The 12518-nt window shown below is 62.0% G+C and carries 13 protein-coding genes; 3 read left to right on the top strand and 10 right to left on the bottom strand.

Features of this window, described 5'->3' with window-relative positions:
* Positions 1–86 precede the first annotated feature (86 nt).
* The 10 genes from ACXR0M_RS09810 to ACXR0M_RS09765 all read right to left on the bottom strand — a co-directional run bounded on the left by ACXR0M_RS09810 (position 87) and on the right by ACXR0M_RS09765 (position 8473).
* Complete coding sequence (locus ACXR0M_RS09810; protein ID WP_458831717.1) at positions 87–722, bottom strand: NADH:ubiquinone oxidoreductase subunit N; 636 nt, start codon at positions 720–722, stop codon at positions 87–89.
* A gap of 93 nt (positions 723–815) precedes the next feature.
* Complete coding sequence (locus ACXR0M_RS09805; protein WP_458831716.1) at positions 816–2258, bottom strand: efflux transporter outer membrane subunit; 1443 nt, start codon at positions 2256–2258, stop codon at positions 816–818.
* On the bottom strand, positions 2255–3142 hold the full coding sequence (locus tag ACXR0M_RS09800; RefSeq protein ID WP_458831715.1) for an efflux RND transporter periplasmic adaptor subunit: 888 nt from the start codon (positions 3140–3142) through the stop codon (positions 2255–2257). Before ACXR0M_RS09800 ends, ACXR0M_RS09805 begins: the two co-directional genes overlap by 4 nt.
* Positions 3139–3348, bottom strand: a complete 210-nt coding sequence (locus tag ACXR0M_RS09795) for a DUF1656 domain-containing protein (RefSeq protein ID WP_458831714.1) — start codon at positions 3346–3348, stop codon at positions 3139–3141. Before ACXR0M_RS09795 ends, ACXR0M_RS09800 begins: the two co-directional genes overlap by 4 nt.
* Positions 3345–5408: an FUSC family protein gene (locus ACXR0M_RS09790; protein WP_458831958.1), complete on the bottom strand. Its 2064-nt coding sequence runs from the start codon at positions 5406–5408 to the stop codon at positions 3345–3347. The genes ACXR0M_RS09795 and ACXR0M_RS09790 overlap by 4 nt, the downstream gene beginning before the upstream one ends.
* Positions 5405–5833: a MarR family winged helix-turn-helix transcriptional regulator gene (locus ACXR0M_RS09785; protein ID WP_458831713.1), complete on the bottom strand. Its 429-nt coding sequence runs from the start codon at positions 5831–5833 to the stop codon at positions 5405–5407. Before ACXR0M_RS09785 ends, ACXR0M_RS09790 begins: the two co-directional genes overlap by 4 nt.
* Before the next feature lie 143 nt (positions 5834–5976).
* Entirely contained in the window at positions 5977–6258 is a 282-nt protein-coding gene (locus tag ACXR0M_RS09780) for a type II toxin-antitoxin system RelE family toxin (RefSeq protein WP_458831712.1), read from the bottom strand.
* Positions 6248–6493, bottom strand: coding sequence for a type II toxin-antitoxin system Phd/YefM family antitoxin (locus tag ACXR0M_RS09775; protein WP_207849345.1), 246 nt, complete (start codon positions 6491–6493; stop codon positions 6248–6250). Before ACXR0M_RS09775 ends, ACXR0M_RS09780 begins: the two co-directional genes overlap by 11 nt.
* 88 nt (positions 6494–6581) lie before the next feature.
* Positions 6582–6821: a DUF2789 domain-containing protein gene (locus tag ACXR0M_RS09770; RefSeq protein WP_458831711.1), complete on the bottom strand. Its 240-nt coding sequence runs from the start codon at positions 6819–6821 to the stop codon at positions 6582–6584.
* Between the two features lie 56 nt (positions 6822–6877).
* Positions 6878–8473: a glycosyltransferase family 39 protein gene (locus ACXR0M_RS09765; RefSeq protein WP_458831710.1), complete on the bottom strand. Its 1596-nt coding sequence runs from the start codon at positions 8471–8473 to the stop codon at positions 6878–6880.
* Between the two features lie 349 nt (positions 8474–8822).
* Between ACXR0M_RS09765 and ACXR0M_RS09760 the strand changes: the two genes are divergently transcribed.
* The 3 genes from ACXR0M_RS09760 to ACXR0M_RS09750 are packed head-to-tail and all read left to right on the top strand — an operon-like array spanning position 8823 to position 12507.
* Positions 8823–10889: a type VI secretion system Vgr family protein gene (locus ACXR0M_RS09760; protein ID WP_458831709.1), complete on the top strand. Its 2067-nt coding sequence runs from the start codon at positions 8823–8825 to the stop codon at positions 10887–10889.
* On the top strand, positions 10886–11737 hold the full coding sequence (locus tag ACXR0M_RS09755) for a DUF4123 domain-containing protein (protein ID WP_458831708.1): 852 nt from the start codon (positions 10886–10888) through the stop codon (positions 11735–11737). Before ACXR0M_RS09760 ends, ACXR0M_RS09755 begins: the two co-directional genes overlap by 4 nt.
* Before the next feature lie 35 nt (positions 11738–11772).
* On the top strand, positions 11773–12507 hold the full coding sequence (locus ACXR0M_RS09750; protein WP_458831707.1) for a hypothetical protein: 735 nt from the start codon (positions 11773–11775) through the stop codon (positions 12505–12507).
* Positions 12508–12518 lie beyond the last annotated feature (11 nt).

The raw sequence follows: 12518 nt of genomic DNA, 5'->3' as shown, positions 1-12518 counted from the left end.
TTAGCTCGCGTTCACAAAATTGTGGAACACTGCAAAAACTGTGGGAGCTGGCTTGCCAGCGATGAGGCCGCTGGATTCAAAGAAGCTCAGGAATACTGAACCTCGATCTCGTCCAGTTGATGATCAAAACTCTTCAGTCGCGCCGTCCACGTATACACCAGCACTTCAAAGTCGCGATCGATCACCGCCCCACCACGCCCGTCGGCCTTGGGGTCGCAGAAGTCCAGTTGATAGCGTTCGCGGGCCATGGCTGTGGCGACATCCGACAGTTCGCGGGCGTTGTTGAGCCAGTGCCAGTCGTCATCCTCGATCTGCTTGTCGAGTTCCAGGCATTGTTTTTTCAGCGCTTCGAGGCTTTTTTCCAGCGGCGTGCCGGTGAGTTCGCCCATGACTTCGGCGAAGGTGCGCCCCGGTTGCCAGTAGCTGCCCCAGAAGTAGCGATCGAACACGGTTTCGACCCGGCGCAGGGCGACTTTGGTGTCCCAGATCAGCACCAGGGTCCGGCCTTGTTCAAGCTGTCTTTTCTTGACTCGCTGCACCTGGATCGAGGCCCAGGCCACGACGACGATGGCCATTACCGCGATCAACGCGGTGACGCTGTCGAGGAACACCATGGCCTTGTCGATCTGGTGGGCCAGCATGATGCCGTAGAAGTAGGTTGCCGACAGCAGCACCAGGGCTACCAGGGCGCACCAGAAGCCGAGAGCATAAGGGTTTTTCATTATTGGATTCCCCTAGACCAGCGCTAGCAATGTGCGCTGAAAGGGTGCGTTGCACGGGGCACCCTTCCAACACTTCAAAGCATAGCAACGGCTTCAGGGTTTGCTGGCGCTTGGGGCTTGCGTTCGTCCGCTTTCCCAACCGCCGCCCAGCGCGAGGAACAAATCGATCTGGCTCATCGCGACCTGGGTGTTGGCAGCGGCCAGTTGCGCGGTAACGTCGGTGTAGGTGCGGGTCGCCTGCAGGTCGGCGAGGAACGACTCACGCCCGGCCTGGAAGAAGCGATGGGTCTGCTCAGCCGCCAGTTTCGCCGACTGCTCGGCGTCGGCCAAGGCGTCGCGGCGTTCCAGCAGCGCGCTGTACTGGGCCAGGCCGGTCTGGGTTTCGCGGATGGCGTTGAGCACCACGCCGTCAAAATGCGCCAGCGCGCCCTGGCTATTGGCTTCGGCTTCGCGGATGCGCGCGCGGGCGCCGTTGGTCGGCACTTTCCAGCTCAGCGACGGGCCGAAGCCCCAGCGGTTGGTCGACGGATCGCCGAGGTCGGAAACAATGCCGACGGTGCCGATGGTCGCGCCGATGCTGATGTCCGGGTACAGCTCGCCGGTGGCGATGCCGATGCCGGCCGTGGCAGCGGCCAGCCGACGTTCGGCCTGGCGCACATCGGGCCGGCGCTTGAGCAGCGCCGCGCCATCGCCCACCGGCACCAACTGGGCGATTTTCGGCAGTTCGGCGCAGGTGGCGGTGCCGGCCGGCAATTGCTCGACCGGCTTCGCCAGCAGCATCGACAGGCGGAACAGCCCGGCCTGACGCGCCGCTTCATAACGCGGCAGGTCGGCGCGCAACGATTTGAATTGGGTTTGCGAACGGGTGACTTGGGTTTCGTCGCCACGGCCAGCATCGCGCAGGCGCTGGATCAGCGTGGTGCTTTGCGATTGCAGGTCGAGGGAATGCTCGGCGATTTCCCGTTCTTCATTGGCTGCGCACACCTGGGTGTAGGCGCGCACCACGTCCGCGACCAGGGTGATGCGCGCAGTGTCGGCGGCCGCTTGCGTGGCATCGGCATTGGCTTTCGCCGCTTCGATGCCGCGTTGCAGCGTGCCCCACAGGTCAAACTGGTAGGAGGCGCTGATGCCGATGTCGGCGACATTGGCCACCGGCACTTTTTCCGGCAGCAGGAACGCCTGACCGGATTCCTGCAAGCGCTGCGCGCCCATCTTCACTCCGCCGCTCCAGCCACCGGCCGCTTCCGCTTCATCGACCTGGGCGCGGGCCCGCGACAGGTTCGCCGCCGCCACGCGCAAATCGGTGTTGGAGGCCATGGCCTGCTGCACCAACTGATCCAGACGCGGATCCTGATACAAGCGCCACCAGTCCGCTGGCACCGGCGCCGACACCACCGGTTTGCCCGCCACTGCCAGATCGCCCCGCAAGTCCTTGCGCTGCACCGCGGCGTCAGCTGGCAGTTGATAGTCCGGACCGACCATCTGACACGCCGAGAGCATCGCGCCCAACCCGGCGATCAGCAGCAGCCGGTTCATTGCGCCGGCTCCCGGGTTTGCTCGTCGATGATCGACACGGTGGCGGTGCGCCCGGCGATCATGCGGAAGTCTGGCGGCACATCGTCGAAGGCGATGCGCACCGGAATCCGTTGCGCCAGACGCACCCAACTGAACGCCGGATTGACGTTGGGCAGCAGGTTATTGCCGCTGGTGCGGTCGCGGTCTTCGATGCCGGCGACGATGCTTTCGACATGCCCGCGCAGTCTGGCTTTATCGCCGATCACGCGGATATCCACCGACTGGCCGACATGAATGCCGTCGAGTTTGGTTTCTTCGAAATAGCCGTCGATGTGAAACGAATTGCTGTCGACCACCGACAACACCGGACGCCCGGCGGTGACGAACTCTTGCACCCGTGGCGCGCGGTCGTTGACGTAGCCGTCCACCGGGCTGCGGATCACTGAACGGTCGAGGTTGAGCTGGGCGCTGTCCACCGCCACCAGCGCTTCGGCCAGTGCCGATTGCGCACGGGCGACTTTCGACTGGCTTTCTTCCAGCTGTTCGGCCGGCACCAGGTTGCCCAGGCCACGATTACGCTTGGCTTCACGCTGCGCCTGGGCGAGGGTTTCTTCGCGATCGGCGACTGCGGCCTTGGCCTGACGCAGGGCCAGTTTGAAGCGGTCCTGGTCGATGCTGAACAGCACCTGGCCGCGCTTGATCAACTGGTTGTCCTTGACCTCGACCTGCTGAATCAGTCCGGACACGTCCGGGGCGATCTGGATGATGTCGGCGCGAATGTGGCCGTCGCGGGTCCACGGGGCGAACATGTAATACATCACCATGCGCCAGACGAGGACGACAGCGAATGTCACGATCAGCAGGGTCAGGACCACGCGACCGATGGTCAGAAACGGTTTTTTCATGTCATCAGGTATCGACTGAGTGAGTCCACGCCGTACAACAGCACGGCGTAGAGAGCCACGTTGAACAATGCCCGGTGCCAGACCAGACGGTAAAAGTGCACACGCGTGAGCACGCCATGCACCAGCACAAACAACACGTAGGTGATGCCCATCAGCACCAGCAGGGTCGGCAGAAAAATGCCGCTGATATCCAGATCACCGATCATAGAGGCGCTCCATCGGGCAGCGGTTCTTCGGCATCGCCGGTGCTGACAAATTCCACGCCAGGCAACAGCGCCAGGCGCAAACCGCTCAAGGCATGCAACAGGTTTAGCCGGGTTTCTTCGTCGCCGTGGCCTTTGAGCGCGCGGCGCGCACGGTCCATCGTCATCAGTAGAGGACTCGGTGCCGGCAAGCGTTCACCGGCCTTCAGACACGCGCGGAAGTACTCGCCGACCTCGGCCACCACTTGCTGCAGCAGGGCATTCGGCGCACCCGTCACACGCGGGGTGTAGGCCAACAGATCGAGCAGGTTCAGGCCCACGCGCACTTCGCGCATGGCGATGCCGGTGTCCTGGCCGGTCATGGCCAGTCGCGGCAGGTGCTGCATCAAGCGGTCGAGCAACTGCACGCCCAGTTGCCGGTGTTCGGCGAGGTTGGCCGGTTCGGTCATGCGCACGATGTCTTTCCAGCTGAAGCGGGTCAGACGCTTGGCCGCCAGCTCGACACCGAACGGACGGGCGATCAGGGTCCAGATGAACGCGAACAACAGGCCCAGCGGGCCGGCCAGGTTGGAATTGACGAAGGCGAAGAAGTCCGCATCGTAGGCGCCCTGAATGCTGATGAACGACGAGGTGTTGACCAGCGTCAGCAGCATGCCGAGGTAGAAACGCGGCTGCACGGTCAGGGTGCCGACGCAGATGAACGGGATCGCAAACGCCAGCACCAGCATCGGAAAATCGTGCAGGTTCGGCAGAATCAGAAACAGATAGAGGCTGGCGAACAGCACCGACATCCCGGTCCAGAAAAAGAACCGGTAGATCTGCGGCGCCGGGTCGTCCATCGAGGCGAAGAAACTGCAGGCCACCGCCGCCAGAATCACCGCGCTGCCGCCGTCCGGCCAACCCAGCAGAATCCACAGGGTCGAGGCGACGATGATCGCCAGAATGGTCGAGACCACCGAATACAGCATCAACCCACGGTCAATGAACGGCGTCAGCCGCCCGAGGCGCCAGTGCCGGTAGACCGCGCGCCAGCTGTCCTGGCGCTCGCAGAGAATCGCATCCTGCAGGCTGCGGCAGTCCTGCCACAGATCGATGAATTCGCCGAGACGATACAGCGCGTTGGAGAACAGCAGTTGCTTGCGTTCTTCCAGTGCTTCGCAGCTGGGCTGCAGGGCTTGCAACTGATCCTTGAGAGCCTGCCAACGCGGCAGATCGGCGTCGTTATGCGCAAGCCACTCCTGAGTCGCAGTCAGCAGCGGGGCAAACTTTTCCACCAGTTCCGGGGTACGCCGTTCCAAGGCGTAGAGCGCGTCTTCAAGGGCGTCGATCACCGGCAACAGGTGGATCATCCGCCCGCGCAGCTCCTTGGTGTTACGCACGGTTTGCGGCCGCGCGCCTTCGTGGGGCAACTGGCCGATCATCAATTCCAGGCTGTTGAAGTTGGCGACCATGGCCATGCGCAGGGCGGTGACTTGCTCCGGCTGCACGTCGCGACTGAGAAACTTCAGGCTGTAGGTGCTGGCATCGGCGAACCACTTGCCCACCGCGTCGTTGAACACCGGCGCCAGTCGGCGTGGCCAGAACATCGCACCGACCACCGCCGCCACGGCGATACCGAGAAAAATCTCTTCGGTGCGCGCTTCGGCCACGTCCCACACCGCCAGCGGGTTATCCACCGTCGGCAAGGCAATCAGCGGCAAGGTGTAGCCGGCCAGCATCAGCGCGTAGTTATTGGCGGTACGCAGGTGCAGCGACAGGAACAGCAAGATCCCCGTCCACAAGGCGATGACCACCACCAGCACGTACGGGCTCTGCACGAACATCGGCACGAACAGCACTGCCGCCGCCGCGCCGAGAAAGGTACCGATGGCGCGGTACAGCGCTTTGGAGCTGGTCGGGCCGAGAAACGGACTGGAGACGATGTACACCGTGGCCATCGCCCAATACGGACGCGGCATTTGCATGAGCAAGGCGATGTACAGCGCGATCATCGACGCGGCAAAGGTACGCACCCCGTAGAACCAGTCCCGGGCCGGCGGAATGCCAGAGAAAAAACCGTTCAACAATTGATCACCACAGGCGGATTGGCCGCCTCAAAAGCTCGCAGTACCCGAAGCGTAGCTTCCAGATCATTCTGGTCGATGCCGTCTAGCACTTCGTGACGCAGGCGCACCAGCTCGGCTTCCACCGCCTGCACCAGCTCGCGGCCGGTGTCGGTCAGGCTCAGGCACTTGGCCCGGCGATCCTGCGCGTCTTCGGTGCGGCAGACATAGCCGGCGTGGCACAACTGATCGAGCAGACGCACCAGCGACGGACTCTCCATCCCGGCCGCCTGCGCCACCTGCACCTGGCGCACGCCCTCGCCCAGCCGCCCGATCATCAGCAACGGCACGGCGCAGGCTTCGGAAATGCCGTAGTTGACCAGTGTGCTCTGGCAGATCTTCCGCCAATGCCGGGCGGCCACCACCATGGCACTGCTGATGTTCATCTGGAGAGCGTCGAGGGAATCGGGCACGGGACAATGCACACTGTTAGTTTGCTAACTATCAATATCGCATTGGTGGGGAATTTCAGTCAAGTTTTGAAACAAATGGGTGGTCGGGAGAAGAGAAACGCCGACCTCCGGACGACTCAGCGTTTTTTGGCTTTCTCGTAAACACTGCTGCGCTCGCGCTTTCCCACAGCGACTACCGAAATGACGATTCGCTCTTCTATCACTTGATAGACCAGTCGGTAACCAGAGGCTTTCAGTTTGATTTTGTAGCAGTCAGGCATTCCATGGAGCGCATCAGCCGACACCCTCGGCAGCGCCAATCTTTCGGCGAGCTTTTTCTTGAATTGATCGCGTAGCGTATGACCCAGCTTGTTCCACTCTTTATGCGCAGACGGGAGAAACTCGAGCTTATAGGTCATCCAGGCTTACCGAAATGGGTGTTTCATGACTGCGGGAACGAATAATTTCGGCCAGTTCCAAATCATCAAGCCGCTCCATCATCGCTTCGTAAACATCGGCTGGCACCATGTAGCCCATAACGCGATTATGGTTCAGCACGGCCACCGCTCCGCCATGTGCGCCGCTCAGCACCGCTGATGGATTTTTCTTCAATTCGGAAACACTGACTGCCATATCGGCAAGAACACTTTGCATAATAAAAGACCTCAATTGAGGTCGTTATACTGGTCTATTTGCACCTCCCAGACAACCGCAAAAACAATCGGCCGCTAAACGGTTAACCCTACCGCCCCTTACGCAACATCACATCCAACTGATCCACGACCTCCGCCCAATCCGCATCCTCAAGAATCTCGTTTCGCAGAAAATCCGCCTGGCTTTTGCTCCAGAAAAACGCGTCCGCCAGGCGCAGCTCCGGTTTGAGCGGTGAATGGCTGGCGATGAATTGCTCGATGCTGGTCGGGTCGTTGGCCAGTCCCAGTTGTTTGAACAGGGACGGAAGGCTATGGGTGGGTTGTTCCATGGCTGGACTCCTGGAAGAAAGTGGCGGCTGGAAGGTCATTCGCTCTGACGTAGCGATCATCCACCCGGTTTACCGGGGCCTGGCGCCCTCACGTACAAGCGCGCAAAAGCGCCGCCGGCATGGACATCGCTCTGCCGCTGCCAGTCTTTGGGCAACGCGGCAAACTCGTCGGGCTCATCCAGCGTGCCGATCAGCCACAACCGCGCGCCGCCACTGGAAAGCTCGCCAAGCTGATCTAGATACACCGCTTCGCCGACCAGCGTGCCGAACCCGTAAGCGTTGGGACGTGTGGAGCGCCCGTCCGCCGTCGGTGGCGTGTACAGACGAATCGGTGCGTCGGTGCGGTTGTAATAGATGTAGCTGAGGTACCACATCATGTCGCTGGTGACGATGCGATCACCCTCGGCGAAGTGGCGGTTGACGTAGTCGACCAGCACGCTGAACTGGTCATTGCTGTCCACCGTGGCGTTGTTCTTCACACCCACCAGCTCGACCCCGACGAACAGCAGCAGAATCGCCAGCGCCAGCACGCGGGAGCCTGCGTACAAGCGATCAACCGCCAGCGCCACCAGCATCGGCAGCCCCAGGGCGTAAGCCGTCACATAACGTTCGATGAACACCGGCGAGATAAACGACACGCCGTATACCAGCAGAATCGGCAGCACGCTGTAGAACAGCAACAGCAGGCTGCCGCGAAATACGCTGCGGTCACGGCGCAGGGCAATGCCGATCACGCCCACCAACGTCAACGGCAGGAGCAAAAACAGCCACCCCGGCAAGGTCATGCCGTCGTCCTGCGTCAGCAACGACCAGACCATCGACGGCAAGGAACCGAGACTGACCGGGTCTTCCCAGCCAATGTCGTTGCTGGCCTTGAGTTCGGGGATGTGCTGCAGCAGTTCAAGCAGATTGGGCAGCCACGGCAGATAGAGCAAGGCGATGCTCAGGTTGGCCAGCCACCACGCCGGACGCTGGATATGTCGCAACCGATACCCCGGCTGCAGGCGAACTGCCGCCAGATACAGCCAGTGACTGAGCACGCACAGCGCGGTGAAGTAATGGGTGTAGAACGCCGCCGTCATCAGCAACGCGTAGGCCACCAGATAGCGATGCCGGCGCGGCTGGCGCACCCAGTAGACCAGGGCAATGGTCGCGCCAATCAGCCACAGGCCGAGCAGCGAATACATACGCACTTCCTGGCTGTAGCGCACCGCCGTGGGCAACAGCGCCAGCAACAGCCCGGCCAGCAGCGCGGCGCGGCGGGTGGCGAGCAGATCCACCAGCCATACACCAAGCCCGACGGTGATGATCCCTGGCAACGCACTCATCAGGCGGATGAACAGGATGCCGTCGCCGAACAGACCGATCCAGCCGTGCAGCAGCATGAAATACAGCGGCGGATGCACGTCATGAGCCGCATGCCGCCAGATGTCCGCCAGCGAAAACTGGCTGAGCAGGACACTGGAACCTTCATCGAACCAGATCGACGCCGCCGACAGGTCGTAAAACCGCACCACTGCCGCCAGCAGCATGATCGGCAACAGCCAGTGTTCCCGGGCCCAGCGCATCAGCCGCAGGGCCACCAGCCATGCTCCGGGGACAGCGCGTGGATCCTGCGTATCGCCAACCGGCGTTTCTCTGTGTACCGCCATTACACCCTCTTGCTGTGCCGGAATATCTCGAACGGAAGGCTCCGAAGCTGTCCGTCACTTTAGGTCAGCCACCTGACGCCGTCGATGCTGCCGTGCGCTTTCACGACATCCGGCAACCCGCTCGAGATGGCCCCGGTCGGGCCGCCATCGGCTGAGTGCATTTCACGCGTCGATTAATGTGTAACTGCAATTTGGGAAGCGTCTGACATCAATTCCCCGGCGGCCTTGTTAGCGTTACACGAAACGGGTTCCGCGACGTTTGTTGCGCGCCAGACCAGGGACGGTCTGCGCGCACACCCTGGATCGACGTCCGCGAGCCTGTACCCCGTCACAGGACAAGGAATAAAGGATGCCGACCGCCCATGCCTGCTTCAGCCTCTCGCTCAACGATGTTAAACACGACCTGCAAGTTCTGTCCTTCACCGGTCACGAATCCATCAGCCAGCCCTACCGCTTCGAGGTCGAACTGGTCAGCGAACGAGCGAACCTGAACCTTGAAAGCCTGATGCACCAGCAGGCGTTTCTGGCCTTCGACCTCGAAGGCCATGGCATCCACGGTGTGGTCGATCGCGTCGCCCGTGGCGACAGTGGCAGCCGTCTGACGCGCTACAGCCTGAGCCTGATTCCGCGCCTTGCGTATCTGCAGCATCGTTTCAATCAGCGAATTTTCCAGCAGATCAGCGTGCCCGAGATCATCACCCGGATTCTCGCGGACAACGGCATTCAACGGGACCTGTACCGGTTTCATCTCGGGGCTGATTATCCGCCGCGCGAATACTGCGTCCAGTCGGAGTCGGATCTGCACTTCATCCAGCGCCTGTGTCAGGAAGAGGGCATTCACTACCACTTCCAGCACAGCCGGGAACAACACCTGTTGGTGCTGGGCGACGATCAGACGGTGTTCCCGCAGCTGGCGCGCCCCACGCCTTACCGCCAGGACAATGGCATGGTTGCCGAAACGCCGGCGATCCAGCAATTGCAGGTGCGTGTCGAGACTCGCCCCACCGCGACTGCGCGCCGCGACCATGATTTTCGTAAGGCGCGTTTTCTGTTGGAGGCGAGCCATCGCCCCGACAGCGACGCGGCGCGGCCGGCGCTGGAGGATTACCGCTATCCGGGACTCTTCACCGACGGCGCACGGGGCAGGCAACTGACCCACCGCGCCCTCGAAAGCCATCGCGCCGACTATCGGCAGGCCCATGGCCACAGTGATCAGCCCGGCCTGGTGTCGGGCCATTTCCTGTCGATCACCGAACATGCCTGCGAGGAAAACAACGGACTGTGGCTGCTGACCGAGGTCAACCATCGCGGCAAACAGCCCGCCGTGCTGGAAGAAACGCTGGGTGAGGCCAGCGCCGGCGCTGACGACGGCTTCGTTGAAGGCTACTGCAACGACTTTGCCGCCACGCCCTGGGACGTGATCTACCGGCCGCCGCAAGCCTTCGTGAAGCCACGGATTTTCGGCAGTCAGACTGCAGTGGTTACCGGCCCCGCCGGCGAAGAGATCCACTGCGATGCCTATGGCCGGGTCAAGGTGCAGTTCTACTGGGATCGCCATGGCCAGCACGACGATCACAGCAGTTCTTGGCTGCGGCTGGCCGCGAACTGGGCCGGCAACGCCCATGGCAGCGTGATACTGCCGCGGGTCGGCATGGAGGTGCTGGTCAGTTTTCTTGACGGCGACCCGGACCACCCGGTGGTCAGTGGCTGCCTGGTCAACAGCGCCAACCCCGCCCCCTACGATCTGCCGGAGCACAAGACCCGCAGCGTGTTTCGCTCGCGCAGTTCGCCGGACAACGGCGGCTTCAACGAATTGCACGTGGAAGATCGCGCCGGTCGCGAGCTGATTTACCTGCGTGCCCAACGCGACCTCGAACACAAGGTGGAACACGACAGCCGTCTGGAGGTTGGCAACCAGCGTCACGAAATCATCAAGGGTCACAGCATCAGCCTGTTGCAGGCCGAGGAACACCGCACCGTGCACGGCGCGCGCAAAACCCGGTTGCAGGCCAGCGACCACTTGCACGTCAGCGGTGACAGTCACAGCCATGTCGATCAGTTACAGGTGATCGAAGCCGGCCGGCAGATCCACCTCAATGCCGGCGATCATCTGGTGCTCAACGCTGGTAAAAGCATCAGCCTGACGGTCGGCGGCGAGCACCTGGTGATCGGTCACGGCGGCATTTTCAGCAGCAGTGCCATCCAGGTCGGCGGCAGCCCCATGCCAGTGGCGGCGGCGCGCCCCGCCATGCCCGATGGCATCGACGACCTGGCAGCGCCAGCGGCATTGCCGGCGGTGCTGGCGCCCACCCAACTCGCACTGCTGACGGCCAGCCATGCCATGGGCGCGACCTTCTGCCCGCTGTGTGAAGCCTGCCGCGATGGCGTCTGCCTGCCACGGGAGAGCGCCGCATGAGCGAAGACTTCCCGCGCCGCTGGATGACCCACCAATTCGCCTGCGGGCATGGCCTGTACCTGCTGCTCGACTCGCAACAGCAGGAAGTTCGGCGGTTGATGCTGCAAAGCAGCGACTTCGAGCATTACCGCATCCTCTACAAAGACACGCCCGTCGCTGAACTGGCGGACAACGGACCGTTCGTTTTCGCCCTTGAGCGCTATGACGACAAACGCATCGCACCGCTGCTCGCCCGTCCGGAAGACAACTGGGGCTGGCTGTTCAGCCTGCCTCAAACATCCCTCTGCGCGTGGGTCGAACACTGGCAGCAACGGCTGCTGATCGGCAACCGGCCGCATCAGGCGCTGTACCGCTTTCACGACAACCGCGTGCTCAGCCGAACGCTGGCGCATCTGCCCGGCGAAGATATCCCCACCTACCTCGGCCCGACCCTCAGCGTGTGTTACTGGCAAGGCGCGCGATGGGCGAGCCACGACAACCCGGCACCGGGCCGTTACCCCGTGCCGCAGTCGCCGCCGTGGCTGCAAACACCCGCACCTGCAGAGCAGACCCGCGAGATTCGCCAACGCAACGCCCACCGTTTTCTGCTGGCCGAACACGAACAGGCCTACGCCGACCTCGCACGAACACGCCCACCGCAAATCTGGCTGCGCGAACGCCTCGAACAGGCGGATGCCTGGGGTTGGCACACCCCGCAGCAGCTGGAGTTTCTGCTGATCCACAGCTTGCGCAGGCCCGCTCACGGGATCGACGCGCAATGGCCAGCGCGCCCGGGAGAGACACCGCAGGAGCATTTCGAACGGGTGAAGCATTGGGTGGAAACGCTGGGCGGAGAGGCAGAGCAGTGAACGGGTTTTTTCGACAGGTCGCGTTGGTGGGTTGCATGGGGGCGTTGTTGGGGTGTGTAGCGCGTCCGGCTGACAGCTTCACCTTTACGGCGGATCTGCCGCCGGGGTTCGCCTATGAAGCCATCGCCAAATACGTCCCCGCCAAAGGAGAAACCTGCACCGTCCCGGACGGGCGCAATACGGCGGTTGGCTACAACCTGAAGTGGCGCGAACGCTACGAGCCGGTTTCAGAAATTGCGATTCATAGAACGGTCAAAGGGTGCCCGCTGGTGATCTGGAAGATTGATATTGAGATCAGGGCTGCATACGGCAAAAGCCGAAGAGACTCCAGTGGTGACAGTGCCGTTATTGCCCTCCGCGATAATCTGGAGGCGAAGTACAAGGGTGTTTTTGACCGCTCTGGCGAAAGCACTTTCTATGGCCAATGCCAATGGCTGTTTCGCACCATTGGCAAGCCTCGCATCCTGCGAAAACTTCTCGACTGCAAAAAAACCGATGAGCTCGGCGCGCTCGCAAGAGGCCGCCCGTTTGCCTCCTACACCCTCGATCAACTGCCGGGAAAAACCGTGCGGATGAAGATCGAGTTGGCAGCGGAAGAAAAGCCGGCCATCGGCAAGACCTGGGTCAAGGTACCTAACGGCTGGAAGCGCTGCATGGGCGACAACTTCGAAGACCAGTACGCCTTCTGCTTCGGTAACCACACCGACTTCAGCACCTTCCAGATGGTCGATGGCCGTATCTGCACCATCTATCCCGGCTGCACGGAATAAGGAGTGTTCCA

The sequence above is a fragment of the Pseudomonas sp. Eth.TT006 genome (genome assembly GCF_054456575.1).
The sequence above is the reverse complement of the archived record's forward strand: the minus strand, read 5'-3'. Positions and strand labels throughout refer to the sequence as shown.

Bases quoted from the DNA above. Each gene is read 5' to 3' on its own strand.
- ACXR0M_RS09760 (WP_458831709.1), top strand. From the start codon at position 8,823: ATGCCGACCGCCCATGCCTGCTTCAGCCTCTCGCTCAACGATGTTAAA.
- ACXR0M_RS09775 (WP_207849345.1), bottom strand. From the start codon at position 6,493: ATGCAAAGTGTTCTTGCCGATATGGCAGTCAGTGTTTCCGAATTGAAG.
- ACXR0M_RS09805 (WP_458831716.1), bottom strand. From the start codon at position 2,258: ATGAACCGGCTGCTGCTGATCGCCGGGTTGGGCGCGATGCTCTCGGCG.
- ACXR0M_RS09795 (WP_458831714.1), bottom strand. From the start codon at position 3,348: ATGATCGGTGATCTGGATATCAGCGGCATTTTTCTGCCGACCCTGCTG.
- ACXR0M_RS09770 (WP_458831711.1), bottom strand. From the start codon at position 6,821: ATGGAACAACCCACCCATAGCCTTCCGTCCCTGTTCAAACAACTGGGA.
- ACXR0M_RS09755 (WP_458831708.1), top strand. From the start codon at position 10,886: ATGAGCGAAGACTTCCCGCGCCGCTGGATGACCCACCAATTCGCCTGC.
- ACXR0M_RS09800 (WP_458831715.1), bottom strand. From the start codon at position 3,142: ATGAAAAAACCGTTTCTGACCATCGGTCGCGTGGTCCTGACCCTGCTG.
- ACXR0M_RS09780 (WP_458831712.1), bottom strand. From the start codon at position 6,258: ATGACCTATAAGCTCGAGTTTCTCCCGTCTGCGCATAAAGAGTGGAAC.
- ACXR0M_RS09785 (WP_458831713.1), bottom strand. From the start codon at position 5,833: ATGAACATCAGCAGTGCCATGGTGGTGGCCGCCCGGCATTGGCGGAAG.
- ACXR0M_RS09810 (WP_458831717.1), bottom strand. From the start codon at position 722: ATGAAAAACCCTTATGCTCTCGGCTTCTGGTGCGCCCTGGTAGCCCTG.
- ACXR0M_RS09750 (WP_458831707.1), top strand. From the start codon at position 11,773: ATGGGGGCGTTGTTGGGGTGTGTAGCGCGTCCGGCTGACAGCTTCACC.
- ACXR0M_RS09765 (WP_458831710.1), bottom strand. From the start codon at position 8,473: ATGGCGGTACACAGAGAAACGCCGGTTGGCGATACGCAGGATCCACGC.